The sequence below is a fragment of the Nonlabens dokdonensis genome (genome assembly GCF_002162835.1).
Lineage (GTDB): Bacteria > Bacteroidota > Bacteroidia > Flavobacteriales > Flavobacteriaceae > Nonlabens > Nonlabens dokdonensis_B.
Genome location: NZ_MAAX01000084.1, coordinates 1 through 24433 on the forward strand (window position 1 = coordinate 1; position 24433 = coordinate 24433).

General features: G+C 36.3%; 21 protein-coding genes and 2 tRNA genes. 15 read left to right on the plus strand and 8 right to left on the minus strand.

What is annotated here, in order from left to right:
• The first annotated feature begins 238 nt into the window (after positions 1–238).
• The 6 genes from A9Q93_RS05150 (at position 239) to A9Q93_RS05175 (ending at position 9494) form a co-directional block, all read left to right on the plus strand.
• Positions 239–598 (plus strand): hypothetical protein, encoded by a 360-nt coding sequence (locus tag A9Q93_RS05150; RefSeq protein ID WP_303686314.1) that lies wholly within the window; start codon positions 239–241, stop codon positions 596–598.
• Positions 598–771 carry a hypothetical protein gene (locus tag A9Q93_RS05155; RefSeq protein WP_303686315.1) on the plus strand — a complete coding sequence of 58 codons (174 nt, stop codon included), beginning with the start codon at positions 598–600 and terminating at the stop codon, positions 769–771. The genes A9Q93_RS05150 and A9Q93_RS05155 overlap by 1 nt, the downstream gene beginning before the upstream one ends.
• 151 nt (positions 772–922) lie before the next feature.
• Entirely contained in the window at positions 923–5101 is a 4179-nt protein-coding gene (locus A9Q93_RS05160; protein WP_303686316.1) for a phage tail tape measure protein, read from the plus strand.
• Positions 5101–5478, plus strand: coding sequence for a hypothetical protein (locus A9Q93_RS05165; RefSeq protein ID WP_303686317.1), 378 nt, complete (start codon positions 5101–5103; stop codon positions 5476–5478). The genes A9Q93_RS05160 and A9Q93_RS05165 overlap by 1 nt, the downstream gene beginning before the upstream one ends.
• Before the next feature lies 1 nt (position 5479).
• Entirely contained in the window at positions 5480–7672 is a 2193-nt protein-coding gene (locus A9Q93_RS05170; RefSeq protein WP_303686318.1) for a hypothetical protein, read from the plus strand.
• Positions 7650–9494 (plus strand): hypothetical protein, encoded by a 1845-nt coding sequence (locus A9Q93_RS05175; protein ID WP_303686319.1) that lies wholly within the window; start codon positions 7650–7652, stop codon positions 9492–9494. The genes A9Q93_RS05170 and A9Q93_RS05175 overlap by 23 nt, the downstream gene beginning before the upstream one ends.
• Here A9Q93_RS05175 and A9Q93_RS05180 read toward each other — a convergent pair.
• Positions 9491–10678, minus strand: a complete 1188-nt coding sequence (locus A9Q93_RS05180) for a tyrosine-type recombinase/integrase (RefSeq protein WP_303686320.1) — start codon at positions 10676–10678, stop codon at positions 9491–9493. The genes A9Q93_RS05175 and A9Q93_RS05180 overlap by 4 nt on opposite strands.
• Before the next feature lie 145 nt (positions 10679–10823).
• Positions 10824–10897: transfer RNA gene (locus A9Q93_RS05185), tRNA-Arg, on the minus strand.
• Positions 10898–11071: 174 nt separating this feature from the next.
• On the opposite strand from A9Q93_RS05185, the gene A9Q93_RS05190 reads away from it, so the two are divergent.
• Positions 11072–11593 (plus strand): adenine phosphoribosyltransferase, encoded by a 522-nt coding sequence (locus tag A9Q93_RS05190; protein WP_303686322.1) that lies wholly within the window; start codon positions 11072–11074, stop codon positions 11591–11593.
• Positions 11594–11650: 57 nt separating this feature from the next.
• Here the strand turns inward: A9Q93_RS05190 and A9Q93_RS05195 are convergent, their stop codons facing one another.
• The 3 genes from A9Q93_RS05195 to A9Q93_RS05205 form a co-directional block, all read right to left on the minus strand.
• Positions 11651–12031, minus strand: a complete 381-nt coding sequence (locus tag A9Q93_RS05195) for a hypothetical protein (RefSeq protein ID WP_303686323.1) — start codon at positions 12029–12031, stop codon at positions 11651–11653.
• Positions 12032–12126: 95 nt separating this feature from the next.
• Positions 12127–13680 (minus strand): NAD(P)/FAD-dependent oxidoreductase, encoded by a 1554-nt coding sequence (locus A9Q93_RS05200; protein ID WP_303686324.1) that lies wholly within the window; start codon positions 13678–13680, stop codon positions 12127–12129.
• A gap of 79 nt (positions 13681–13759) precedes the next feature.
• Positions 13760–14728 carry a nitronate monooxygenase family protein gene (locus A9Q93_RS05205; RefSeq protein ID WP_303686325.1) on the minus strand — a complete coding sequence of 323 codons (969 nt, stop codon included), beginning with the start codon at positions 14726–14728 and terminating at the stop codon, positions 13760–13762.
• A gap of 165 nt (positions 14729–14893) precedes the next feature.
• On the opposite strand from A9Q93_RS05205, the gene A9Q93_RS05210 reads away from it, so the two are divergent.
• Positions 14894–17254 (plus strand): TonB-dependent receptor, encoded by a 2361-nt coding sequence (locus tag A9Q93_RS05210; protein WP_303686326.1) that lies wholly within the window; start codon positions 14894–14896, stop codon positions 17252–17254.
• 3 nt (positions 17255–17257) lie between these two features.
• Complete coding sequence (locus A9Q93_RS05215; RefSeq protein WP_303686327.1) at positions 17258–18073, plus strand: DUF4249 family protein; 816 nt, start codon at positions 17258–17260, stop codon at positions 18071–18073.
• A 90-nt stretch (positions 18074–18163) separates the two neighbouring features.
• Here the strand turns inward: A9Q93_RS05215 and A9Q93_RS05220 are convergent, their stop codons facing one another.
• Entirely contained in the window at positions 18164–18673 is a 510-nt protein-coding gene (locus A9Q93_RS05220; RefSeq protein ID WP_303686328.1) for a thioredoxin family protein, read from the minus strand.
• A 66-nt stretch (positions 18674–18739) separates the two neighbouring features.
• Positions 18740–19366 carry an NAD(P)H-dependent oxidoreductase gene (locus A9Q93_RS05225; protein WP_303686329.1) on the minus strand — a complete coding sequence of 209 codons (627 nt, stop codon included), beginning with the start codon at positions 19364–19366 and terminating at the stop codon, positions 18740–18742.
• A 132-nt stretch (positions 19367–19498) separates the two neighbouring features.
• Between A9Q93_RS05225 and A9Q93_RS05230 the strand changes: the two genes are divergently transcribed.
• From A9Q93_RS05230 to A9Q93_RS05250, 5 genes are all read left to right on the plus strand, one after another.
• Complete coding sequence (locus tag A9Q93_RS05230) at positions 19499–19885, plus strand: acyl-CoA thioesterase (RefSeq protein ID WP_303686330.1); 387 nt, start codon at positions 19499–19501, stop codon at positions 19883–19885.
• On the plus strand, positions 19885–20541 hold the full coding sequence (locus A9Q93_RS05235; RefSeq protein ID WP_303686331.1) for a vancomycin high temperature exclusion protein: 657 nt from the start codon (positions 19885–19887) through the stop codon (positions 20539–20541). Before A9Q93_RS05230 ends, A9Q93_RS05235 begins: the two co-directional genes overlap by 1 nt.
• A 165-nt stretch (positions 20542–20706) precedes the next feature.
• On the plus strand, positions 20707–20856 hold the full coding sequence (locus A9Q93_RS05240) for a hypothetical protein (protein WP_303686332.1): 150 nt from the start codon (positions 20707–20709) through the stop codon (positions 20854–20856).
• Positions 20857–20988: 132 nt separating this feature from the next.
• Positions 20989–21073: transfer RNA gene (locus A9Q93_RS05245), tRNA-Ser, on the plus strand.
• A gap of 381 nt (positions 21074–21454) precedes the next feature.
• A complete protein-coding gene (locus A9Q93_RS05250) occupies positions 21455–21754 on the plus strand; it encodes an isoamylase early set domain-containing protein (protein WP_303686333.1) in 300 nt (99 codons plus the stop codon).
• Between the two features lie 185 nt (positions 21755–21939).
• Here A9Q93_RS05250 and A9Q93_RS05255 read toward each other — a convergent pair whose 3' ends face one another.
• Positions 21940–22644 carry a Crp/Fnr family transcriptional regulator gene (locus A9Q93_RS05255; protein WP_303686334.1) on the minus strand — a complete coding sequence of 235 codons (705 nt, stop codon included), beginning with the start codon at positions 22642–22644 and terminating at the stop codon, positions 21940–21942.
• 262 nt (positions 22645–22906) lie between these two features.
• Between A9Q93_RS05255 and A9Q93_RS05260 the strand changes: the two genes are divergently transcribed.
• On the plus strand, positions 22907–24433 hold a 1527-nt coding region (locus A9Q93_RS05260; RefSeq protein WP_303686335.1), incomplete at its 3' end, for a heavy metal translocating P-type ATPase metal-binding domain-containing protein.

Genomic DNA, 24433 nt, shown 5'->3' on the forward strand with positions numbered 1-24433 from the left:
ACTTGTCAAGTATTAATCTATATATTTACACATACGTAATGTATTGACAATTAAAAGCCTGTAAACTTGTTTTACAGGTTTTTTTTATGCTATTTCGTATCGTCAATACAAGTTTTATGCAATCTCTATTTTTAAAATCTAAGGCCAGAAGGTGCGCTCTCCAGGAAACCACGAGCGAATCCTACCATAAAACGTATGTATTGACACACCTTATCTGGCCGTTTTTAAATTTTATGTTATGTCAATACATACAAATTCAGAGAACTCAGTTCTCAACCCATCAGTTCTAGGAGCTGTTAATTATGAATCTTTATTATCGCTACAGCTGCCTCTGGTAGATGCTAGTGAGCGCACTGCGCTAGACGAGGCGCACATTAAGCAGCGTCCTTTTAGGAGTTGTTTTATTGAGAATGATGAAGATTTTGAGTACGTTGATTACATTCTTCAGTTCAATGATTCTTTATCGCTTACTTACTATAATGGCGATGAGTATGCACGGCTCTCTCGTGTAGATAAGAATGATAATACTAGAATTTCTTCTATGCTCATTCACGACCTCGAGACTCTAGATGTTATGATTTTAATGTTCCGTCCATAATGGGTGCTCTAGAATATTACCGCAATCGTGAAAATCTAGTATCGATTGAAGGCATTGAAGTAGATGCCGGTAGTTTATGGAAAAAAGAACCAGACAGTAAAGACTTGGTTCTTATGGACGATGATCAATATGTCACTACTCCACTCACCAGTAAATTTGATGCTGCGTTATAATGACATATATGTAAACTTTCGTTATATTTACCATGTTGTATATCGCACGATTGGTTTTTTGAATTTCATCAAAGCTCGCTTTTAAGCGGGCTTTTTTGCGTTACTATAAGAGCTGTTATGTCTTCTTAAAATTGTAGGTATAATTATTACCATGGCAAAGCGCGTATCTAACGAGATTTTTAAATTCACTTTTGAAATAGATGGTGATGATGCACGCAATGAGCTCTCGCAACTAGAACGTGCAAATCGCAAGCTTAACCAAAGCAATAAAGACCTAAGAGCTGAGAAGGCACGTCTTGCTTCTCAAAATAAGAAAGGATCTGAAGAATGGAAACGTGTTACATCTGCTCTAAAGAGTAACACTCAAACGATCAATTTAAACAAGACTAGAATGGGTGTCTTGCGCAAGGAGATAGGTATCACTGGCCTTACCATGCGCCAGCTTAAAACTGAGGCTTCTAAGCTCAGTCTTCAGCTTCAAAATATGACTCCTGGTACTGCTGCATTTGATAATTTAAATGCAAAGTTGGTTACCGTAAAACAGCGTATGCAAGAGCTTAATGGTAAAGCTCGCGCATCGCAATCTACTCTTTCTCGATGGGCAAATGGTTTTAATAAGTATCAGGCGCTTACTATAGGTGTTATTGCAACTCTTACTGGTGTAGTCTTCCAGATGCAGCAAATTATAGATTTTAACGGTAAACTGTCAGAGTCTCAAAGTAATGTCATGAAGACTACCGGCATGACTAAGGAAGAGGTAGATGATCTTGCAAAGTCATTTGGTCTTTTACATTCTAGAACCAGTCGTATTAATCTTCTCGGGATCGCAGAGCAAGGTGGCCGCATGGGGCTTCCTAAAGAAGAGATCAAAGAGTTTGTAGATATAATGGATAAAGCTGGGGTAGCTTTAGGCGACGATTTCACTGGTGGAAGTGTAGAAGCTGCTAGATCATTAGGTGTTCTAAAGGGGCTTTTTAAAGAAACTCGTGATCTTGGGATTAAAGAAACTTATAACGGTATAGGTAGTGCTATTAATGAACTAGCCGCAAAGGGTCTCGCTAGTGCTGACAATCTAGCCAACTTTACTAAACGTGTAGGTGCGATGCCTGATGCGTTGCGTCCTTCTATTGCCGAGGCTCTAGGTCTAGGTGCCGCTTTTGAAGAGTCTGGGCTTGAAGCTGAGCAAAGCGCTCGTGCTTACTCCATTTTCATGACTAAGTCGAGTAAGGAGGTAGAAAAGTTTGCCTATGTCATGGGGCTTACTCAGGACCAGGTGAAGGAAATGATCAATACAGATCCTACAAACTTCTTCCTTGAGTTTTCTCAAGGTCTTAAAGGTATGGATGCGACTGATACTGCTAAGACGCTAGATTATCTAGGTCTTAATGCAGATGGGGTTAAGAAGATACTCGGTAGTGCCGCTGCTAATACGCAGCTCTTTCGTGATAAGTTTGTTCTTGCAAATGACGCTATGCAGGAAGGTACTTCTTTACTAGCCGAGTATAATATTAAAAACAATAACTTTCAAGCTACGCTTGATAAAGTAGGTAAACGCATACGAGGCGTTTTTGCAAGTGAGACAGTGGTAAAATTCCTTACTGGCGCTGTAGATGCTTTTGCACAGTTTATAGGAGCGACTGAGACTTCTAGTTCTAGTATTTTATATTTAAGAAAAACACTAGTTTTCTTAATTAAAATTCTTCTAGTTGCTGGTACGGCTGTGCTTAGCTATAAAACCGCTGCACAATTAGCTACATTATGGGGTAATAGGTTAACGTTACAAACTAAGTTACTGGCTATTGCTCAAAAAGCGGCAGCCTTTACTACAAATTTGCTTAAGGGCGCGGTGTATCTTTTACAAATAGGATACTTCAGGCTCACTGGCCAGCTTGCCAAAGCTCGTGGTGCTATGGTAGCCTTTACTATGGCGACAAATCTTAATCCTCTTACAGCTCTTCTTGCTGTACTAGCTGCTATAGGTGTTGCTTATCTTGTGTTTAGAGATAATGCCAAGGCTGCAAAAACTCAACAAGACTTTTTAAATGATGCTATTGATGAAGCTAATGTTAAGACAGCAGCTCAAAGCGCAAAAGTAAAGGCTCTTGATAAAGTGGTGCGTGATGAGACTCGCTCTCAAAAAGATCGTGAAGATGCTATAAAAAAACTCAATAAGATTGTTCCTAATTATAACGAAGATCTTGATACAAGTAAAACAGCTTTGGAAAATTCTAAAGTAGCTCTTGATCAATATATTGATAGTTTAAAAAGACAAGCGCAGGCTCAGGCACTAAATAATTTAATGAACGCCAAGGCTAAAGAATTAGAAGAGGCTAAGCAGCTATCTGCCGAGGATACTTTGAACTGGATGGAAAGACAGTTACAAAGATTTGGAGGTCCTACTTCAAGAATTTTTGCTCAAGAAAGTGATCAGCTAGATAAGAACGTTGATAAACTTGAAAAAGAACTAGATGTTATTACTAAAATGTATGCAGACATTGATAGCAAGCAGGCTAGTCAATTAACACCTTTAGAAAAACAGCTTATAAATCTTAGGGCTGTAAGAGATGATTTTAAAAAAGGTACTGCTGAATATATAAAGTATCAAAAACAAATCGATGCGCTTACTAAGAAATTCCGTACTCCAGGAGATGATGATCCTGACAAAGATCCTAAGAAAGCTAAAGAAGTAGACTACCTCAAATTATTAAGAGACCAGCGCTACGCAGCTGCTGAAGAAAGCGCACGTTTAATTAAAGATCAATTTGAACGTGAGATGGAACTGGAGAGGCTTAACAATCTTAAAAAAATTGAAGAGCTCGAGTCTTATTTAATAGATACTAGCAAGTTAAAAGGTGAGGATCTTGAGACTGCTCTCGAGATAAATAAAAATATTAACGATCGTATAGAGATCGAGAACGCTACACATCAAGAGCGTGTGGCTACTATTCTTGCAGGTTCTATCCAGAATAAACAAAAGTCACTTCAGGATGGTCTTGCTCGCGAGTTAGAGATTTTAAAGACTAGCCACAATGAAGAGCTGGCTGCCTTTGTCGGTACTAAAGTAGAACGTGAGGCAAAAATCAAAGAGCAGCAGCAAGAAGAGCTAGACTTGCAAAGTAAGCATGCTCATGATATGCTTGTGCTATTACAACAAGCGCAACAGCAAATGGAGTTTAATGCTATGCCGCTGGACATGCTCTCTGAAGAAGATAAGCAAACCGTTATCGATCGTATTAATCAACTTAAAGCTAAACTTGCAGAGCTAGGTCTTGCAAAAAGTAATCTAGGCAAAAGGGACATAAGTAGTGATCCTAATTTTGCCCAATCTGTACTCGGTAAAGTGGATATTTTTGGATTCACTGCTCAGGATTGGGTAACTTCTTTTGAAAATATCGATACTGCAGTAGGTAAGATTGAGATGCTTTCTATGGGCTTACGATCTGCTGGTCAAATTTGGGGTCAGGTTTCAAATATGCTTAGCGCAAAAGAGGATCGTGAACTTCAAGAATATACTCAAGCTCAGGACCGTAAACGTCAGGCGTTAGATAATAGATTAGATCGCGGTTTTATTAATAAAAGGCAGTATAATAAAGCAGTTGAGAAACTGGAAAATGATCAGGCTAAAAAGGAAGCAGAGCTCAAATATCAACAAGCTAAACGTGATAAAATTACAGCTCTTGCCGGAATTACTACCAGTACAGGTCTTGCCGTAATGCGTACAATTGCCGCTTATGCAGCAATTCCTGGTGGTGCCGCTATCGCTGCTAAAATTAATATTGCTAATATAGCTCAAGGAGCTATTCAAGCAGGATTGGTAGCCGCTACTCCATTACCTGCAAAGGGTTATGAGAAAGGTTTGTACCCTATCCAGCGCGAGCAGGATGGTAAGATATTTAATGCCCGTTATGGTGGTGGTTCTAGCTCTGGTCTGGTGACTAGGCCTACATATTTTTCCACCTCTAGCGGTCCTATTCTCGCTGGCGAGAATAGCACGGCTAGTGATCCAGAGCTTATTATTGATCGTAAGGCGTTTAAGTCTTTTGCTCCAGATTTCAAACAATCACTCATGTATCAAATTCGTAGAGCAAAGGGTTATGAAAGTGGTATGTATCAAGATGATTCATCTGTTATGACTAGAGATGTTTTTTTTAATTCAGGTTCTAGTGATAGTACTCAAATGGAGAATACGCTCATGCGTATTGAAATGTTACTCAACGCACTTCATAAAAACGGTGTCATTGCTTACATGTCTAAGGACATGCGCAATACTCAAGATTTACAAGACGAGCTTGATAGACTTCAAAAATTAAGAAATAACAATCGTGTATAATGGCGTATAAATCTTTTAATGTACAGCAAGTTTTTGCTATTCCATCGCTTAATATTTTATGTGATAGGTTGATTAATTTTAATAGTGATTTATTTTTAACTGGTGCAGCTGCAACCATGATTAATGGTGATGCTACTGTAGCTGCTACTAGGGCTGTAATCTTCATAACCAGCGATAAAATACTATTTAGTTCACTTAAAAATGAACTGCCTAAACTTTGGGCTGGTGCTGCCATCATCAGCCTAAGTGATAGGTATCTTATAGACATTTACAATTTGAAATTAGAGATCTGGTTATCTACTAAATCAATCGTATCAACTACTGTAGATGGAATAAAAACACAAGCTACTAACGATATCCCTTCAAATCTTCTATAACATGCCGTATAATATCCCATCAGGTTCACAATCTAACTCTAGCGGCGTAGCTCTAGCAAGATCTCAAAATTGGGCTTTTAATCCGCCTAGTATTGATGTTATTAGTTCTTTACATATTCTTCAGGCGCAGCCTGCTGCTGTTACATTATCAGTATCGATTAGAGATATGCTGGCTAGTTCCTTAGCAACGACACATTCTGATTTTAATTTAGGAATTACCTTAGTGCAAGATGCAGATGCTCTAGATCTTTTTGCTCTCTCATCCTCAACTCATACTATTTCTAATCCTATCTTATTAGATGCGGCTGTTTTGCTTTCGATGCAGTTAGAAGTAGCTTTTGTAGATCCTACAATATTACTTGAGGGGCGTTATTCTGGTTACATAAGGTTTTCTATTACTGCTACAAATAACTCTACTTCTATTGTAGAAGAAGTAGACCTGCGTGAGTATTCCCTTAATCTAGAGCGCACTGGTTCTACGACTAATCTTTTGACTCCACGCACAGTAAATATGGCTTACATTCAGGGAGGAGTTTCACCGGTCCTTGATTTTGATATTATTCCTGCTGCTGCTTCTTCTGGTTCTTTAGGTTATGTATTAAGTCATCAAGGTGATACTGTGGTGACTCTTGCAGGTACGTCTACTAGTAACCCACCATTTACATTAATAACTGGTGATGGTGCTGTCTCTGGTACACTAGCGCTGGATACTACTATTTGGGATTCTAAATCGTTAGGAATTCATGACACGGTTATCAATGCTATTTTCCCAGACTGGAACGTGATTTTAGGTATGGACGTTAATGTTGCTGTGTTTAATGCTCCTGGTGCTATAGTTGCTCCAGATGTGTTAGAGTTTTCTACTTTGGTTCCTGATAATCCTCAAGAGAAATTTATTGATATATTCAGCACTAATGGATTTACTATCACAGCTCCACCATGGATATTGCTTTCTCAATCTTCTGGAGTAGATAGTGCGCGTATAGGTGTTATGCCTATTGATGTGTCTAATTTTATTCAGGGCACTTATCAAGGTATGGTAGTGATCACGGCAAGTGGTAATATATATGAGGTTGAAGTTATTTACCAGGTAAATGATCAGTTGGAGACTACTATAGATTTGATGGACGTGAATTTCACTAAGGATAATCTCTATTTACAAGTAAATGGGTATGACTTTAATCATTTTTTGCAGGTAGAATCAACCATTAAGACTTATGATATTGCAGGTACTGAGTTTGTAACTACAGACGTTGTGAGAGTCCCTTTCTTTAATTCTAGTGCACGTTATGATGTAGGTGAATTTATTCACGAATCTATGAGGTGGATTAAAGATCCTCAGGCAGCAGCTTTGGGTGTTCTCGATCCTCTAAGTGCTCCTGCTCGCGGTTTATATCAAAAGCTTGGTTTTGTAGACTTTAATTTAAAGGTTATTGATCGCAGGAATCAAACGGTACGGTTTATAAGGAATTTAAACGGTACAAAGTGGGCTCCTGGACGTTCTCCTTTTAATGATAGTAATGGCTACCATTTTCAAAATTTTAATGATGCGGTTGCTAGAATTACCACAGAAGGTTTTGGTATAATAAATATCTTTTCAAAAGAAGCCTCTTCTTTGGTTTTATTTAAAAACAATGTAGAGATTGATTCGTTTGTCCTCAATGGAGGCGACTTACCATCTTCTAGATTATTAATATATGGCGGGAATTACTTACCTGGAGATATTATTAAAGCTCAAATTAATTATGGAACTCCTGCTATACCCCAATTGCTAGAAAAGTTCTTTGTCGTATACCCTAAGACAGATTATAGTTGCCATTTCCTTTTTAGAACATCCTACAATACTTTAGAGATATTGCAATGTACCGGTAAGATTTTAGGTTTTGTAGAGTATAGCCGTCAAAGCAATACAGTTCTTAAAAACGGTGTTGATATTATAAATCATATACAAACTAATCGTGTTGATCCTTTAAAGGTTAACACTGGTTTTATACCTGAGGACCAGCGTTACATGCTTGACGTTTTTAAAAGATCGCTCGCTGTATGGTTGGTAGTACCGCAATACACCCAACCTATTCCGGTAAGCATCGAGAGTACGGAGCTATCACATAGTGATAACGATAGGTTCCTGCACGCCTATGATTGTGAATTTAAAATAAACAGAGATATCGATGAGCAAATTTATTTATTCTAGTGGTCTAATAGATCTTGCAGGTAAACAGATTACTGAAAACGAAGAGAACCACTGGTTCTCTGAGCGTTTTTTTACAAAGTTTAGTTTTCCTGTAGAGCTTGAACTCACTGATGAGCTCAACGCTGCACTTGGTAATGTGCGTGACCATAATGCTGCCTCTACAAATACTTATATTGAAGGATTTTATACTCGTATGGGATTCGAACATGTGGCGGTTCTTGTTCTTGAGCGTGTTGGTATTAATTGCTCTTTTACCATAAGGTATGGTTTTGAAGAGCTTCCTAACTGGTCTAAAAAACTTGCGGCATTGCCTCTTGAGCAGGTAGACATAAGTGCTACTAATATACGTGACCATGCAAATGCTATTATTGATAGCTCCTACCCTACGGTTAATTATAACTTCCCTCAAATACATATCAATACGCTCGATTTAGAATCAGCTCAATGGCAATATTTTGAATCACGTCTTAATGCTCGAGACTCCGGTGTTTTTCTGCTCAATGAATACGATGCTGTAGAAGACGAGCAGGTAAACCGCAATATCATGCAGCCTTTACCGCATTTACACCATGTGGTTAAGGCTGGTTTTGAAGATTTAGGATATACAGTAGATGGCGATTTTTTTACAGATTCCGCTTTCGCGAAAGCGTACATCTTTCATTTTTCTGAATTTTATAGAAGTTTTACTTCAGACAATCAAGAGCTCATCGCAGATCGCAGAGACCACAACGGTACTAGGTATACAAATCCTAATAATAATCGCACAACTACCGATTATAATTTTGATATAACTTCACAAGTTCTTGCGCCAGGTGTTTATTTAGTCACCGGAACTGTAGATAGTTTTGGTGATCAGGATTATTATAGATTTCAAATTGGTAATCAAGTTTTAGATCGAGGCGCTGGACTTTTTGGTTTTGCATATCAACAATACTATATAGATTTTATTTTTCGAGTAGATCCAGGAGGTGCTAATATTTTACATTGCTATGCAGCTCAAGCAAATTATATAGATATAGGCGGCAGTATAGATTATGATGCCATATGGCTGGATGTAACCGTTGCTCAAATTGCAAGATATGACAGCAATGGTAATTTAAGTTCTACTCTCATAGATGCTACAACTATTGATTTAACTAAGTGCGTTCCAGACATTTCTTTTGGTGAATTAATGACTACATTAAAGCAAACTATAGGTCTAGACGTTATTCCTAATGGAAACCATTTCACTTTAAACCTTGTTAAAGATCAGATTAATTCTAATGAGGTCATAGACCTTTCTGAATATGAGGTACGATATCCGTTACGAGACTTCAAAGAAGGCGATGTGTATACACTTTCATTTAAGGATATTGATAGCGATGATTATGTAGTTCAGCGCATTAAAATAGATCGTTCAGGTGTACAGCCTATAAATGAATCACTAGAAGGTAATGATGTTAGATCCACTGAAATAAACCTGGTACCATTACCGCAAAAAACTATTTCTACCAGAGCTACTGCTACACAAGTAAGCGATGATAGTTCTACTTTGTTTATTTGCGATTATAATGGATTAATTTCAGGCAATAACTTTACTCGAGACGTTGGTTTAAATCTTATCGACTTATATGATAGATATCTTGATAATATTTATGAGCATTTAATTAATGGCCAGACGTATCAGTGGACCTTTAAAGCTCCTGAGTCTATTGCTAAAAGGATAAAGACTAGATCTAGAATCAAGGCATATAATAAAATCCACATAGTAAGCAAGATCCAGACTACAGACTTAGGCCATCGCATCTATCAAGTGCGTCTGGATCTTGTGGCTGTTCTTTAATGATATAAAGACCCTATGGTATCGGTGTTTGCTGCTTGTTCTTCCTCGAGCTGGTGTACGTAAATCATTGTAGTATCTACTTTACTGTGCTTTAAAATAGTTTTAAGCCGCAGTAGATCTCCTCCAGCTCTTAAGTACGCCATAGAAAAAGTATGTCTACCTACATGCATGCTTACTACCTTGTCAATTTTACAAGTTTTGGCTATTACTTTTAAGTACTTGTTTATAGTGTTTTCATGTAACCATATCTCGCATAGATCTTCACAACTGCTCAGTAGGTTTTTCATTTCCTTAGTTTGATAAACCGTCGTTTTCTTTCCAGTCTTTGGAGCAGTTAATTGCACCATTGTTTCATCTAGTTTGTTACGTTTTAGCAACTTTACCTCGCTTAATCGTAATCCAGTCACACAAGAAATTAAAAAGTAGCCTAAAGCTAGCTTATGGCTAGATAGGATAAATTCATTGTTATAATATTTAAATAACCTAGCCATTTCTTCAGGAAGTAAATACTCACGACTGCTTTCATACCGCTGCACTTTAAAGTCTTTTATTTCTAGTGGGTAGAAAATACGGTCCTTATCGGCCATGATAAGCATGTCTTTAATAAATCTACAATTTCCTTCTATGGTACTTTTCTTATTTCCTTTTTTCTTGCAGTACTTTCTGTATTTATCAGGGAAATTATGATCTATTTGGTGGAAGATTAAGTTTGGGTTCCATGTTTTTAATTTTGTAACGATACTTTCATAGCGTCTTAAGGTACCAGGTGCAAGTGACATTGTTTTTAACCGGTATTCAATGTAAGAGATAAAATTAATACGTGGTACACCGTAGAGCATTTCATTTTTAAAATCCTCAAGGGTAAGCGGCTTAGACATTAATTTAAATGTAGTACGTATCTCAGTAACCTGACTGTCTATATTATCAAGCATGAGGTTAATATCTCGATACTGTTTTGCATTTTTACTAACTCGAGATTTCTCTTTCAGCCAGTTTTTAGGATAAACATATATATCAAGAGGATGCCGCCATCTATCTCCATCAGAGGTGGCGTGCAAGTACAACATTGATTTGCCGTCCTGATTCTTATAGGACCGCAATACAATTCTAGTTTTAATAAATTTTGGCACAAAGGTTTTGATTGTGTCAAGCCCTGTGTCAGAAATACTGTTTTTTAAGTACATAATGTAAAAATTTAGATCATCACTTCTAAACCAGAGAAGAAAAGTTCTCCTCTTACATTGGTACTTTAATCGGCACTACGCCTGCTATGGCGTAAGAAAATAAAAAAAGCTACACTACAATTAATAGTGTAGCTTTTAAAATTCGTGACCTCGGCAGGATTCAAACCTGCAACCTCCACAGCCGTAATGTGGTGCACTATTCAGTTATGCTACGAGGCCTAATTAACATAAGCATGTTGCTTAAGCGGCTGCAAATATAATTCTTTTTAAAATAATGCCAACTATAATTCTAAATAAAATCAATTAATATTTAAGTTTTATACAAGTGCGCATCAATTTTAATTAAATGATTATTTCTCCTTCAAAACTTATCGCAATAATTATATTTAGACCATGAATGATCCATTTTTAGAAAAACACATACAAGATGTTCCAGATTTCCCAAAACCTGGAATTGTATTTAAAGATATCTCTCCACTACTAGCTTCTCACGAGGCAAGGAATAAAATGACAGAGACACTGGTGGCGCACTACCGAGATAAAAATATAGACGTCGTGGTAGGTATAGAGTCGCGCGGTTTTTTGTTTGGCATGCTTATAGCAAATGCGCTAAATGCCAAATTTGTGATGATTAGAAAGCCAGGGAAGCTTCCAGGAGACTTAATTGAGCAGTCATACCAGCTTGAATATGGCACTGACACTATAGAAATACAACAAGACGCAGTTAATCCTAACGATCGAGTACTTATACATGATGATGTACTAGCTACTGGTGGCACAGCTGCCGCAGCACATTCCTTGCTTAGTAAAATGGATGCTCAAATTATAGGCTATAGTTTTGTTATAGAATTAGATTTTTTGGCCGGAAGAGAAAAATTACCGAGCTCAGAAATTCATTCTGCGTTACATTATTAACTAAATACTTGTTATAAATTGTATATCATTCAGCTTTCGCGAAAGCGGAATAAAGAACTATTCATATTTTTCTAAAACGTGAACTGCCCAGTTTATAGCGTCTTCTATAGTTGACACTACCATAAAATCCTTAGTGTAAAACTTACTTTCAAACGAGGCCGTTTTTCTACCAATATCTGTATTAGTAACAATGGCTACACCTTTTAAGTTAGAAATTTTTGAAGTTTCTATATAAGTCATAGGACTAACATTGTATTCAAACACTCGATTTGATATGTATACAAAATCTTCACCTTCAAAGTGTTTTTGAGCGATCTTATTTAAATCGTCATTATTTTCTGGAGCCAGCACAGTTCCATCTTTAACTTGAGCTATCATATATTTAGGGAATACAAATAACTCCACATACGGGAGATCGTAATAGGTAATAGATAACATAATAAGATTTCATAATTCGATACAAAACTACTTCAAATTTTGTGAAAATTGCAGTTGAAAACGGTAAATAGTGCGAATTCAGAAATTTATTATCCTCAATTACCTTTTTCTAGGATGCGATCCATACAATTGATACCGTCTATCGCAGCACTTATTATTCCTCCAGCATATCCAGCTCCTTCTGCACATGGATATAAACCTTTGATTTCTACGTGCTCTAAAGAAAAAGCATCTCTAGGAATCTGAACTGGTGAACTTGTTCTGCTTTCTGGCGCGTGTAAGACTGCATCATTAGTATAGTACCCTTTCATTTTTTTACCAAAAGCTTTAAAAGCTACTCTTAATCTACTAGAAAGTATTTCTGGTAAGACTTTATTCAAATCTAAACTTGTTAAACCAGGAAAATAAGACGTTTTAGGTAAATCAACAGAAACCTGACCTTCTACAAAATCAATCATGCGCTGCGCAGGAACTTGTTGGGTTTTTCCCGCAGCAACCCAGCAGTCATGTTCTACCTTTTTTTGAAAATTTAATGAGACAAATGGGTCTTGTGGATCATAGTTAGGTAAATCTTCTGGAGAAACACTTACTACAATACCACTATTTGCATACGGATTATTACGCTTGCTAGGACTCCAGCCGTTAGTTACTACCTCATCTATATCTGTCGCGCAAGGAGCAATAATGCCACCAGGACACATACAGAATGAATAAACTCCCATGCCGTCTACTTGCTCGACAAGACTGTAACTTGCTGGCGGCAAATATGGATTTTGATCATTTCCATGGTACTGGATTTGATTAATAAGATCTTGTTGGTGCTCAATACGAACTCCTATAGCAAATGGTTTTGCTTGAACTTTAATACCTCTTTTATGAAGCAAATAAAATATATCTCGTGCGCTATGTCCGGTTGCTAGTATGACGTTATCATACTCTTTCCAGTCGTGACCTTCTATTTTTATCGCCTTAATTTGATGGTTTTCATGACGTATATCAACTAATTTTGAAGAAAAATGAACCTCACCACCTGCTTTTTCAATAGCCTCACGCATTGAGGTAATGATTTGTGGTAATTTGTTTGTTCCTATATGTGGATGAGCGTCCACCAGAATATCTGGAGTGGCACCAAAATCTACAAACCATTCCATCGCTTTGAGTACGTTACCACGTTTTTTTGATCGCGTATATAGTTTACCATCACTGTAAGTTCCTGCGCCACCTTCTCCAAAACAGTAATTAGACTCTGGATTTACAATATGATTTTTATTTAAAGCTGCAAGATCTCTTCTTCTCGATCTAACATCTTTTCCTCTCTCATACACCACAGGTTTCATTCCTCCTTCTATGGCTCTCAAAGCAGCATACAACCCAGCAGGACCAGCTCCTATTATAGCAACTTCTTTTGCAGCAGCAACATCTTGAATTTTAAAAATCTCCCTCTCAGGAAGGACGTCACCATGGAGCCATAATTCTATTTGAAGATTGTATTTTACTTTCTTCTGACGTGCGTCTATGGACCTTTTTCTTATGTTCCATTTTTGAACATCATCGATGCGCAAGTCCACTTTTTCAAATACTTTTTGAAGTATGTGATCTTCATCTTCTAGATGATGTGGTAGAATAGAGATTTGTACAAGCTGGCTCATGCAGCAAAGGTAATTCGAAAATTAAGAATCATGAGGTGTCAAATCGTCCTATAAGCACGTTAGCCCGTCCGCAAATTAATTAACTGTACTTCTTCAGGTTTTCAATTTGATTTTCTATAGCAGTTTTAAATTCTGCTTTCATCCTATTTATTAAGTCTGTTGCTGGCATAGAATCTTTAATGGTAGCGCTACCTTGTCCAGCACTCCATATGGTTTTCCAGGCTTTGGCTTCAGTATCCATTTCTTTTCCAAAATCGATTTTTACTTTAGCCTTCATTTGCTCCTCGGTAATTCCTGCCGCCTCAAGACTCGCACCTAGAAAGTTAGCACTCACTCCAGATATAGCAGCTGTGTAAACGATGTCACTACAACCGGCTTCTATGATCATGTCTCGATACTCGTCTGTCGCCTTAGATTCATCAGTATTAATAAAGCGTGTACCCATGTAAGCAAGATCTGCACCCATTTGTAAAGCACTGGCAACATCCTGACCAGAACTCATTGCTCCAGAAAGTAAAATCGTTCCATTAAAAAATTCTTTTACCTCTCTTACAAATGGCATTGGGTTATGAGTTCCCGCATGTCCACCAGCTCCTGCACAAACTAAAATAAGTCCATCTACTCCTGCTTCTTGTGCTTTTTGTGCATGACGTTTTTTAATCACGTCATGAAATACAATACCACCATAGCTGTGCACTGCATTTACTACGTCACTTACTGCGCCTAATGAAGTAATGACTAGAGGTACTTTATGTTTTACACAAAGCATTAAGTCTGCCTTTAAACGTGGATTGCTGCCATGCACGATTAAATTCACGCCAAAGGGAGCCGCCTTCTTACCTGTTTCTTCTTCCCATTGAGCTAGTTCTGTTTTAATTTGCACTAACCACTCCTCAAAACCTTCACTAGAACGCTGGTTTAACGCAGGAAATGTTCCTACTATACCGTTTTTACAACAAGAAATAACAAGTTCAGGTCCTGAAATTAAAAACATAGGAGCTGCCACCACTGGCAATGAAAGTTGGTCTGTAAGCTGTTGAGTAGTCATGAAATTTATTTTTATCAAAGTTACTAAAGTGTTTTATTATGTATGCATAGTGTTTTGAAAAGATTTAAAATAAATGTTAAGCATACCATCTAAGTGATTTACAAGTTTACTTTTGTAACATTTTCCCATTCTAACCGTTTCCTTCATATAACCAATACAGGACCATTGAAAAATTTCATATTAAGTGTTTTGGCAGTTCTCGCTTTCGCGAAAGCGTACTCACAAAAAGCCACCCTATCAGGAACTGTCATTGAAGCAGGTACCGGAGAAACCATGCTCAATGTAAATGTCACCATTGTAGAACTCAAAACTGGAACGATCACAAATGAATATGGTTATTACTCTATCACACTTCCTAACGGAGACTATACCGTGCAATATTCTAGTATAGGTTATGCAACAGTAGAGAAAAAAATATCCCTTACTGAAAATATCAAATTAGATATTTCTCTGAAGGAAGAAGGTGAAGAGCTAGAAGTTATCGTGATCAATGCTGATGTGGAAAAGTTGAGCACTAAATCTCCTCAAATGAGTGTCAATGCACTTTCTATAGAAACCATTAAAAAAGTACCTGTAGTTCTAGGTGAAACTGATTTAATAAAAGCCTTAACCCTACTTCCTGGAGTGAGTAATGCAGGAGAAGGAGCATCTGGATTTAATGTGCGTGGTGGCGCAGCAGATCAAAATCTAGTACTCCTTGATGAAGCTACACTTTATGGAAGCGATCACTTGTTTGGGTTCTTTTCTGTTTTTAATCCGGATGCGATCAAAGATTTAAAACTTTATAAAGGTGGAATACCTGCAAGATACGGTGGTCGTGTTTCTAGTGTTCTGGATATCTATCAACGAGATGGCAACAAAAAACAATTTAGTGGTACTGGAGGAATAGGTATAGTTGCGAGTCGACTACTTTTTGAAGGTCCAATTATCAAAGATAAAGCGTCTTTTCTAGTAGGTGGCCGTAGTAGTTATGCGCATTTGTTCTTACCATTATTTGACATTGAAAACGAAGCTTATTTCTACGATTTAAATGCAAAATTAAGCTTTAATCTAGATGATAATAACAGGCTGTATTTATCGAGTTATTTTGGTAGAGATGTGTTCAATGTGAATAATCTATTTGCTAACACCTTCGGAAACAGTTTTGTGAACGTAAGATGGAATCACTTATTTAATGAAAAATGGTTTTCAAATGCTTCTCTTATTTATAGCGATTATAACTATGGACTAGAGTTAAATTTTGTGGAATTCACCTTTGATAGCGGAATTACTAATTTGAACGCCAAATATGACTTGACTCATTTTGTAAATGATAAGGTAAAAATGAAATATGGTCTTAACTCAATTTACTATGAGTTTGATCCAGGAAGAATTCAACCTACCAGTCCTACAAGTGGTATAAATGACCGACAATTAATCAAAAAATATGCGTGGGAAAATGGCATCTATGCCGATGGAGAATTTGCCGTGACCGATGACATCAATATCAATGCAGGATTAAGAATAAGTACTTTTAGTAGATTAGGGCAAGAAAGCCTGAATATTTATGAGAACAACCAGCCACTTCTTTATAATCAAGACTTAGGAATATATGAAAGTGCCGAAGAAATTGACACCTTTTCAAGCAGCCGTAGTGAGACGCTCAAATCATTTATAAATCTGGAGCCTCGTTTTTCCATTGCTTATTCTCTAGACGATGATACAAGTATTAAAGCAAGCTACCAGCGTATTAACCAATACATACACTTGATTTCTAATACTAACGCTCCTACTCCATTTGATCTTTATGCACCCAGCGGCACATTTATAGATCCACAAGTAGGAGATCAAGTCGCAGCAGGTTTTTTTAAAAATATAGGAGACTATAGTATCGAGACAGAAGCTTTCTATAAAACGGTTCAGAACAGATTGGATTACATAGATGGAGCAGATTTAATAGCAAATGATGCCGTAGAACAAATTCTGCTAGAAGGTGAAGCTAGAGCCTACGGACTAGAATTATTACTAAGAAAAAATAGAGGTAGATTACAAGGCTGGATCGCTTATACACTTTCTAGAAGTGAACAACGCACGCCAGGAAGAACTGCTCTAGAACCTGGAATTAATAATGGAGAATGGTATAGTGCCGCATGGGATAAAACACACGACCTGACCATTACCAGTAGTTATGAGCTCAATGAAAAATGGGATTTAGGTGCCAACTTCACCTTGCAAACAGGACAGCCTATTACCTATCCTAATGGTCAGTATGAATTTGACGGTTTATTTATTCCAACTTTTGAGGCCCGTAACAGCAGTAGATTGCCTATGGTGCATCGACTAGATTTTTCTGCTACGTACACACCTAAGCCAGATAAGAAAAAAGGATGGCAATCCAGTTGGGTGTTTAGTTTGTACAACGCTTATAACCGTAGGAATGCGGTGAGCATCACCTTTGGTGAAAATGAAGATACTGACAGAAATGAAGCTACTAGATTAGCCATTTTTGGAATAGTACCAGCAGTTACCTATAATTTTAAATTTTAAGAGATGCGAAGATTTTATAAATACTTAATAGCGCTTATAGTTCTTTCTTCATGTTCTGATGTAGTAGAACTTGATCTTAATAACACAGATTCACGTTTGGTAATTGATGCAGTAATGCAACGCAATGAATCTGGAACTACTTATACTAGAATTCAATTGACAAGATCTGCTGGGTTTTATGATGAAGATTTAGTTTTTGTAAATGATGCTACCATTACCATTACAGATAGTGAAGGAACAGTTACTCCTATACCATTTAGAGAAAATGGTGTTTATGATTCTAATTTTCCTTTTATCAGAATCAATAATCCTACTAACATAAGCTATACACTTAACATAAATGATAATGGTGAAATTTACACAGCAACTGAAGTATTGCAACAAACCGTTCCCCTAATAGAAGTAGAACAAGAAACAATCTCTGGTTTTGGTGATGATATTACTGAAATTACCGCCTTTTTTAACGATCCGCCAGAAGAAGGGAACTTTTATTTGTTTGAATATCTAGATGGTGAAAATGACGAAGTAGACATAGGTGATGATGAGTTTACAAATGGCAATAGATCACAAACGACCTTTTTTCTAGAAGAACTTGAAGCTGGCACACCTACTACTATAACCATTGAAGGAATAGACCAGCGATGTTACAACTTTTATGAGACTCTACTACAGCAATCTGATGGCGGCGGCGGTGGCCCATTTGCTACACAACCTGCTGTTGTACGAGGTAATATCGTAAATATTGCAAATACAGATCGTTTCCCTTTTGGTTACTTTAGGATTTCAGAAGTTTTTGAAATAGAATACACGGTGCAATAATTAATGGCTAATAGCTAAAATAATTTGGATCATAAAAAAACAGCGTTTTTCTGAAGAAAAACGCTGTTTTTTTTGATCTATATTCTAAAACTAAAGTCTGAAAATTTTTTCATTATCTTCCATAAATTTCCAGTGGTATCGAGTATCGTTTCCACTGAAACGCTCTACCCTATTGCGCTCTACGCCTTTATAATCTAGTGCTATAACAGTAGGGAATTTAACTTTAAACTTGTCGGCTATTTTTTTATTTTCTTTCTTTTCTTTTTCTGAAATGATATCATCTCGATAAGGATTATCTAGATAAACCAGATGGTACTTCTGTGATACCTTTTGAAATGCCTCAGTTTTGAAAAATTGTTTTTCTAATTTTTTACATGGGGTACACCAGTCGCTTCCTGAAAAATAAACTAAAATAGGTTTTTTAGATCTCCTAGCTACTGCTTTAGCTTTTTCTAAGCTGGTTATCCACTCCAGTTTCATCTCTTTAACTGGCTTCTTTTTAAGCACTTTCTCTTGGGCCTCTATACCTTCCATACTCATGTCTTGTGCTATGGCTAAGGAAGATAGGAATAGTATAGAAATAAATACAACTAGTCTCATAATCGTTTACTTATATATTCAAATGTATAATAATACATATAGTTAGACAATTATCTTGCCACACTTCTATATATAAGAGACCATTTCTTGCTGTGGCCTGCGCACTTTTTTAAGCTGTGACATCATATCATCTGTAGCTCGATGACCTACCGGTAATAGCAGCGTACTTTTTAAACCTACTTCACTAAGACCTAATAATTCGTCTATCTTTTCTGGTACAAAACCTTCCATCGGGCAAGAATCTATTTGTTCCTGAGCGCAAACAGTTAACAAATTACCTAAAATTAAATAGGCCTGATTTCTAGCCCAAGCCTCAACCTCATCTAACTCTTTTTTAGAAAACGTATCTGTTAAAAAGTCTTCAAATGGTTTTAATATTTCATCTGGTGTATTGCGCTGTTTCTTAACTAACGAAAAATAATCTTTTATATAACTTTCATTCACCGCAGTTGTACACAGTACTAATACAGCACTAGCATCTTTTACCTGCAGTTGACCATAAGAATGAGCTACCATCTTATCCTTAATATCCTGATCTATAACAACTACAAGTCTACATGGTTGTAAACCGTAAGATGTTGCCGTTAAATTAAACGCTTGTGCTAGTACGTCTAGCTGTTTTTTCTCGATATTTTTTGCTTGATCAAATTTCTTTGTAGCATACCTCCATTTTAAACTTTCTATACTATTCATATGTCTCTTACGTTATATTTGTAACTTAGATAATGAATACGTTTCCGCTTTCGCGAAAGCGAGATCATATCTAACAAAACAAAGGTAACTAACCTCTCAAATCCCATAATAGCTTTGCTATAATAAATATCAATGCAAGATATCAATAAACGAATCACAGATTCTGAAACGCGCATTTTCAAAGCCGTTTTTCCTAATACTACAAATCATTACGATACACTTTTCGGTGGAACTGCCTTGCACCTTATGGATGAAGTTGCGTTTATATGCGCTACCAGGTTTTCTAGAAAAAAAGTGGTCACAATAAGTACCGATCAAATAGATTTTAAGAAGCCGATACCACAAGGAAGTATTATAGAGTTAGTTAGTAAAATCACTAAAGTAGGTCATACCAGTTGTGAAGTAGGAATAGATATTTATATGGAAGATATGTACAGTTATACTCGAGAAAAAGTGGTTTCTGGTTCCTTTACGTTTGTGGCGGTAGACGATAACAAAAAACCTACTCCTATAATATAATGCGCAAATTTTTAAACATAGTAGTCTTTACCGTAATTATTGCTGTAGTAGGAGTCTTGATTTTACAAATTCATGTAAATCGCACCTCTCGCAACCAGATTTTTAATAATGTTGAAGAACTGGAACCAGCTTACACCGGTATCGTTTTAGGCGCGAGTGTACGTCCAGACAAAAGCTTATCTCCTATTTTACAAGATCGTGTAGACGCAGCTTTTCTTGCCTATCAAAACAAAAAAATAAAGAAATTTTTATTGAGTGGAGATCATGGTGAAAAAAATTATGACGAAGTAAATGCCATGAAAAATTACTTAAATAAAAAAGGGGTTCCAGATGAGGATATATTTTTAGACCATGCAGGTTTTGATACTTATGATACTATGTATAGAGCTAGGGATGTATTTAAAGTTAACAGTAGTATTGTATTTACACAAGAGTTTCACTTGCCTAGAGCGATTTACCTAGCAAAAAATATGGGATTAGATGTTCAAGGTTTCATTGCTGATCAAAGGGATTATCCAGGCAGCAATCATTTTGCCAGAAGAGAATGGCTTGCCAATATAAAAGCCTGGATGGAACTCAACATTGAAAAATCTCCTACATACACAGGACCGGTCCTACCTATTACAGGCGATAGTAAATTATCTCACGATAAATAAAGCTGCAAGATCTACCGTGTTAAATATATAACGTGTACTCGTAGAATATTTGATCCGTTTAACCGTAAAGACTTAAAAAACTATTAATTACACAGATTTACAGGGTTAAAATCTGTTAATCCTTATCTATAAACACATTTTATTTTTAACTTGAAAATAAAAACGATGAGTACAAGTAAACCTAATCCAGAGAAAACGAGTAAAAAAGAACAAGCAATTAATCTTGAAGCCACGCATGGTAAGGAGATCAACCATCAGGTAAAAGATAAAAAAGAGCATCACCAGCCTAGGGACGCTACTCAAGATCAATCTTAAAATCAATACTTTTTAGGCTTCAAAAAATCTACAGTTAACTTGTAGATTTTTTTTTGCAATAATCTTTAATTTTAAAAGAATATCTGTATATTTGCAACCGCTTAAGCAAAATGTGTTTTGTTAAGCTATTATGGAGAAGTGGCAGAGTGGTCGAATGCACTGGTCTTGAAAACCAGCGAGGGTCACACCTCCAGGGGTTCGAATCCCTTCTTCTCCGCTTTACAAGTCCCGATTTCTGAAAAGAGATCGGGATTTTTAGTTTACTGTAGTGAATTTATTTTTTACTACTTTTTTTCTTTTCACATCTTTCTGCTCTTTCAAAACTGATATTGATTATAGTTAATATGCCGTTTTAGGCACCTATTTTAATAAAGTGCGGTACTACGAACACGTTTTCGTATTTATTTATACCGTATTACTATTCCTGATAATCTTGTGTAAATGTGAAAGATTATTTATTTACCGGTCATATTGTTATGGTATCTAAAATTAAGTCTTACTAGAAATATGAAATCTTTAAATTTTATAAAAATCTTTTAGTAATAAAGATTTAGACTCAAATAATTAATATTTTTAAGGAGGATAAAATTTGAGGATTATGGCTATTAAAAAGCAATTTTTGAAAAGTAAACCAGTTTGTAAAGTAACTTTTACCTTACCTATTCTTGAAGCAGAAAAAGCAGCTGTTATAGGAAGTTTTAATGAATGGGATCAAAAAGCTACACCATTAAAGAAGTTGAAGAATGGTTCATTTAAAGCCATTGTAGACTTAGAAGTATCAAATTCATACGAGTTTAGATACATCGTAGATGGAACGACCTATTTAAATGAAGAGCAGGCAGACTCGTTTTTATGGAACGATTATGCAGGAGCTGAAAATAGTGTCATCACCTTATAATTTTTCTTCCCTATCGATTTTTAAATGCTTACGGTTTTACCATTAGCATGAATGTTGATCTATCTAAAACTAAAAGCCACCTTTTTATAAAAAGGTGGCTTTTTACTTTAAAAAAGTCTCTTTAAAAATACTTCAGGCTTAGCTGTACGAGTTTGCTTAACGCACATTATAAGAATAACTTGGTTTTATTCAAAACCTTCTATGGTGTTATACAAAGCTTTATGATCTACTATTTTAATACGTTTACCATCTGTAGAAATCCATCCAGCTTTTTTAAACTTTGTAAGTTGTCTTATACAAGCTTCTTTGGCCGTGCCTACAACATTTGCAATATCCTCTCTCGTGAGAATCATTTTAATATAACCTTCTTCATCTTTACCAAATGTATGCTCTAGATATTGTAATGTTTCTGCAATACGCTGTTTTACGTTCTTTTGTGCCATGTTTACAATGACATCATCTGCAAACTTTAATTCATTTGCCATTTGCTGTAATATAGCATTAGTAAACTTTATGTTGTTACTTATGTTATCTTTCAAATGACTTTTAGGTATGTAACATACAGTCATGTCACTTAGAGCTACAGCACTTAAATTAGTAGACTGCTCTGTTATTACAGACCGCTGTCCTAGTAACTCACCTCTTTTAGCAAGTTTTACAATTTGATCCTTACCGTTATCACTCATTTTTGATAACTTAGAAACACCTTCTCGTACACAAAACACACCATTTAACCTATCACCTTCATTAAAGATGGGATCGCCTTTTTTAACTGTTTTGGTTTCTTTACTATCAGATATATTTTTTAGTTCCTCTTTAGTAAGTGCCTTCAGTGTGTTTAATCTACGTACGATGCAATTCTCGCATCTTTGCTCAGTGTGTTCACTCATTTATTTATTTCAAGATTTTGTAAATTAAATGTTAGAAGTTCACTTAATTTAAAGAATTACAGCCACTCTCTAAAATAGAACATTAATTAATTGCTATTAGACAGCTTTATTTATGTTTTAATATACTGAATTATTTGAAAAGAAGCCTGAACAAAAATAATAATTCTAACTGACAAATGTCATCGTTTTTACTACACAATCTAGATCATCTTTGCCATAAGTAACTCTCAAAGTGCTTGCACTTAAGTAAATTATATAGATTATGGAAAGTTGTTTCCATTGTGGAGATGATTGTGATAAAACAGTCATTAAATATCAAGAAAAATCATTTTGTTGTAATGGTTGTAAAACTGTATATGATATTTTAAATGATAACGATCTTTCTTACTACTATGATCTGGAAAACGCTCCGGGAACATCTCCTATTGATCAAGAAGGTAAATTTGACTTTTTAGGTAATCAAGAGATTGTACATAAATTATTAGAGTTTAATGAGCAGGAAACACAGGTCGTTTCTCTACTTATTCCATCGATACATTGTAGTTCGTGTATTTGGGTTTTAGAAAATTTACAAAAATTGCAACCTGGAGTGAAAAGTTCTCAGGTAAATTTTCCAGAGAAAACAATCAGAGTTACCTATTCTAGCACAAGCTTGAGCTTAAAAGAACTAGTAACCCTACTCGCTAGGCTAGGTTATGAACCTTATATATCGTTAGAGAGCACAACTGGTCAGAAGAAAATTAAAGATCGTAGTCTTATTTATAAGTTAGGAGTAGCTGGTTTTGCATTCGGTAACATCATGTTTCTCTCATTTCCAGAATACTTTGAAGTAAATGAATTCTGGTTAGAGCGTTACAAGCATATTTTTCGCTGGTTGATGTTTTTCTTCAGTCTTCCTGTCGTATTTTATTCTGGTCGTGATTACTTTGCCTCAGCGATTAAGGGATTGCGCAGCAAAATCCTAAATATTGATGTCCCGATCGCAATAGGTATTTCGGTTCTCTTTTTACGTTCCTTTGTAGATATAGTTATGGATTGGGGTTCTGGATTTTTTGATAGTCTAGCAGGCCTTGTCTTTTTTCTACTTTTAGGTCGTTTTTTCCAGCAAAAAACTTATGCCTACCTTTCCTTTGAGCGCGATTATAAGTCATATTTCCCTATTGCAGTTACTAGAATATGCAAAAAAAATGATGGTGTTGATCTCGCTTTCGCGAAAGCGGAATCACAAATAACGTCTACCTCTACTTCTAAAGGAGAAGAACAAATTCAGGTTAACGAGCTGGAAGCAGGCGACCGTATTCTGATAAGGAACAATGAGTTAATTCCAGTAGACGGGATCTTAATTAATGGAAACGCATTGATCGATTACAGCTTTGTGACGGGAGAAGCAAAGCCTGTTACTAAGTCTTCAGGAGAACAGTTGTTTGCTGGAGGAAGACAACTGGCCGGTTCTATAGAGGTAGAAGTGTTAAAAAGCATGGAGCAAAGTTACCTAACGCAGTTATGGTCTAATGAAATTTTTACAAAAAACGGCAGAAACGTTTTTCAATCACTTACCGATAAGATAAGTAAGCGATTTACGATTACTTTACTTCTTATAGCAATTGTAGCGACTGCGGTATGGCTTTTTATCGATACTCGTATCGCTCTTAACGTATTTACTTCAGTGCTGATAGTAGCCTGTCCTTGTGCTATCGCACTAGCTGCTCCTTTTACTTTAGGTAATCTCCTACGCATTTTTGGACGCCATAAATTATATATGAAAGATACCTCATCCATTGAACAAATG

What these genes read in the sequence shown, in the direction of transcription:
- A9Q93_RS05150 (WP_303686314.1), top strand. Translation starts at nt 239, where the DNA reads ATGTCAATACATACAAATTCAGAGAACTCAGTTCTCAACCCATCAGTT.
- A9Q93_RS05155 (WP_303686315.1), top strand. Translation starts at nt 598, where the DNA reads ATGGGTGCTCTAGAATATTACCGCAATCGTGAAAATCTAGTATCGATT.
- A9Q93_RS05160 (WP_303686316.1), top strand. Translation starts at nt 923, where the DNA reads ATGGCAAAGCGCGTATCTAACGAGATTTTTAAATTCACTTTTGAAATA.
- A9Q93_RS05165 (WP_303686317.1), top strand. Translation starts at nt 5,101, where the DNA reads ATGGCGTATAAATCTTTTAATGTACAGCAAGTTTTTGCTATTCCATCG.
- A9Q93_RS05170 (WP_303686318.1), top strand. Translation starts at nt 5,480, where the DNA reads ATGCCGTATAATATCCCATCAGGTTCACAATCTAACTCTAGCGGCGTA.
- A9Q93_RS05175 (WP_303686319.1), top strand. Translation starts at nt 7,650, where the DNA reads ATGAGCAAATTTATTTATTCTAGTGGTCTAATAGATCTTGCAGGTAAA.
- A9Q93_RS05180 (WP_303686320.1), bottom strand. Translation starts at nt 10,678, where the DNA reads ATGTACTTAAAAAACAGTATTTCTGACACAGGGCTTGACACAATCAAA.
- A9Q93_RS05190 (WP_303686322.1), top strand. Translation starts at nt 11,072, where the DNA reads ATGAATGATCCATTTTTAGAAAAACACATACAAGATGTTCCAGATTTC.
- A9Q93_RS05195 (WP_303686323.1), bottom strand. Translation starts at nt 12,031, where the DNA reads ATGTTATCTATTACCTATTACGATCTCCCGTATGTGGAGTTATTTGTA.
- A9Q93_RS05200 (WP_303686324.1), bottom strand. Translation starts at nt 13,680, where the DNA reads ATGAGCCAGCTTGTACAAATCTCTATTCTACCACATCATCTAGAAGAT.
- A9Q93_RS05205 (WP_303686325.1), bottom strand. Translation starts at nt 14,728, where the DNA reads ATGACTACTCAACAGCTTACAGACCAACTTTCATTGCCAGTGGTGGCA.
- A9Q93_RS05215 (WP_303686327.1), top strand. Translation starts at nt 17,258, where the DNA reads ATGCGAAGATTTTATAAATACTTAATAGCGCTTATAGTTCTTTCTTCA.
- A9Q93_RS05220 (WP_303686328.1), bottom strand. Translation starts at nt 18,673, where the DNA reads ATGAGACTAGTTGTATTTATTTCTATACTATTCCTATCTTCCTTAGCC.
- A9Q93_RS05225 (WP_303686329.1), bottom strand. Translation starts at nt 19,366, where the DNA reads ATGAATAGTATAGAAAGTTTAAAATGGAGGTATGCTACAAAGAAATTT.
- A9Q93_RS05230 (WP_303686330.1), top strand. Translation starts at nt 19,499, where the DNA reads ATGCAAGATATCAATAAACGAATCACAGATTCTGAAACGCGCATTTTC.
- A9Q93_RS05235 (WP_303686331.1), top strand. Translation starts at nt 19,885, where the DNA reads ATGCGCAAATTTTTAAACATAGTAGTCTTTACCGTAATTATTGCTGTA.
- A9Q93_RS05240 (WP_303686332.1), top strand. Translation starts at nt 20,707, where the DNA reads ATGAGTACAAGTAAACCTAATCCAGAGAAAACGAGTAAAAAAGAACAA.
- A9Q93_RS05250 (WP_303686333.1), top strand. Translation starts at nt 21,455, where the DNA reads ATGGCTATTAAAAAGCAATTTTTGAAAAGTAAACCAGTTTGTAAAGTA.
- A9Q93_RS05255 (WP_303686334.1), bottom strand. Translation starts at nt 22,644, where the DNA reads ATGAGTGAACACACTGAGCAAAGATGCGAGAATTGCATCGTACGTAGA.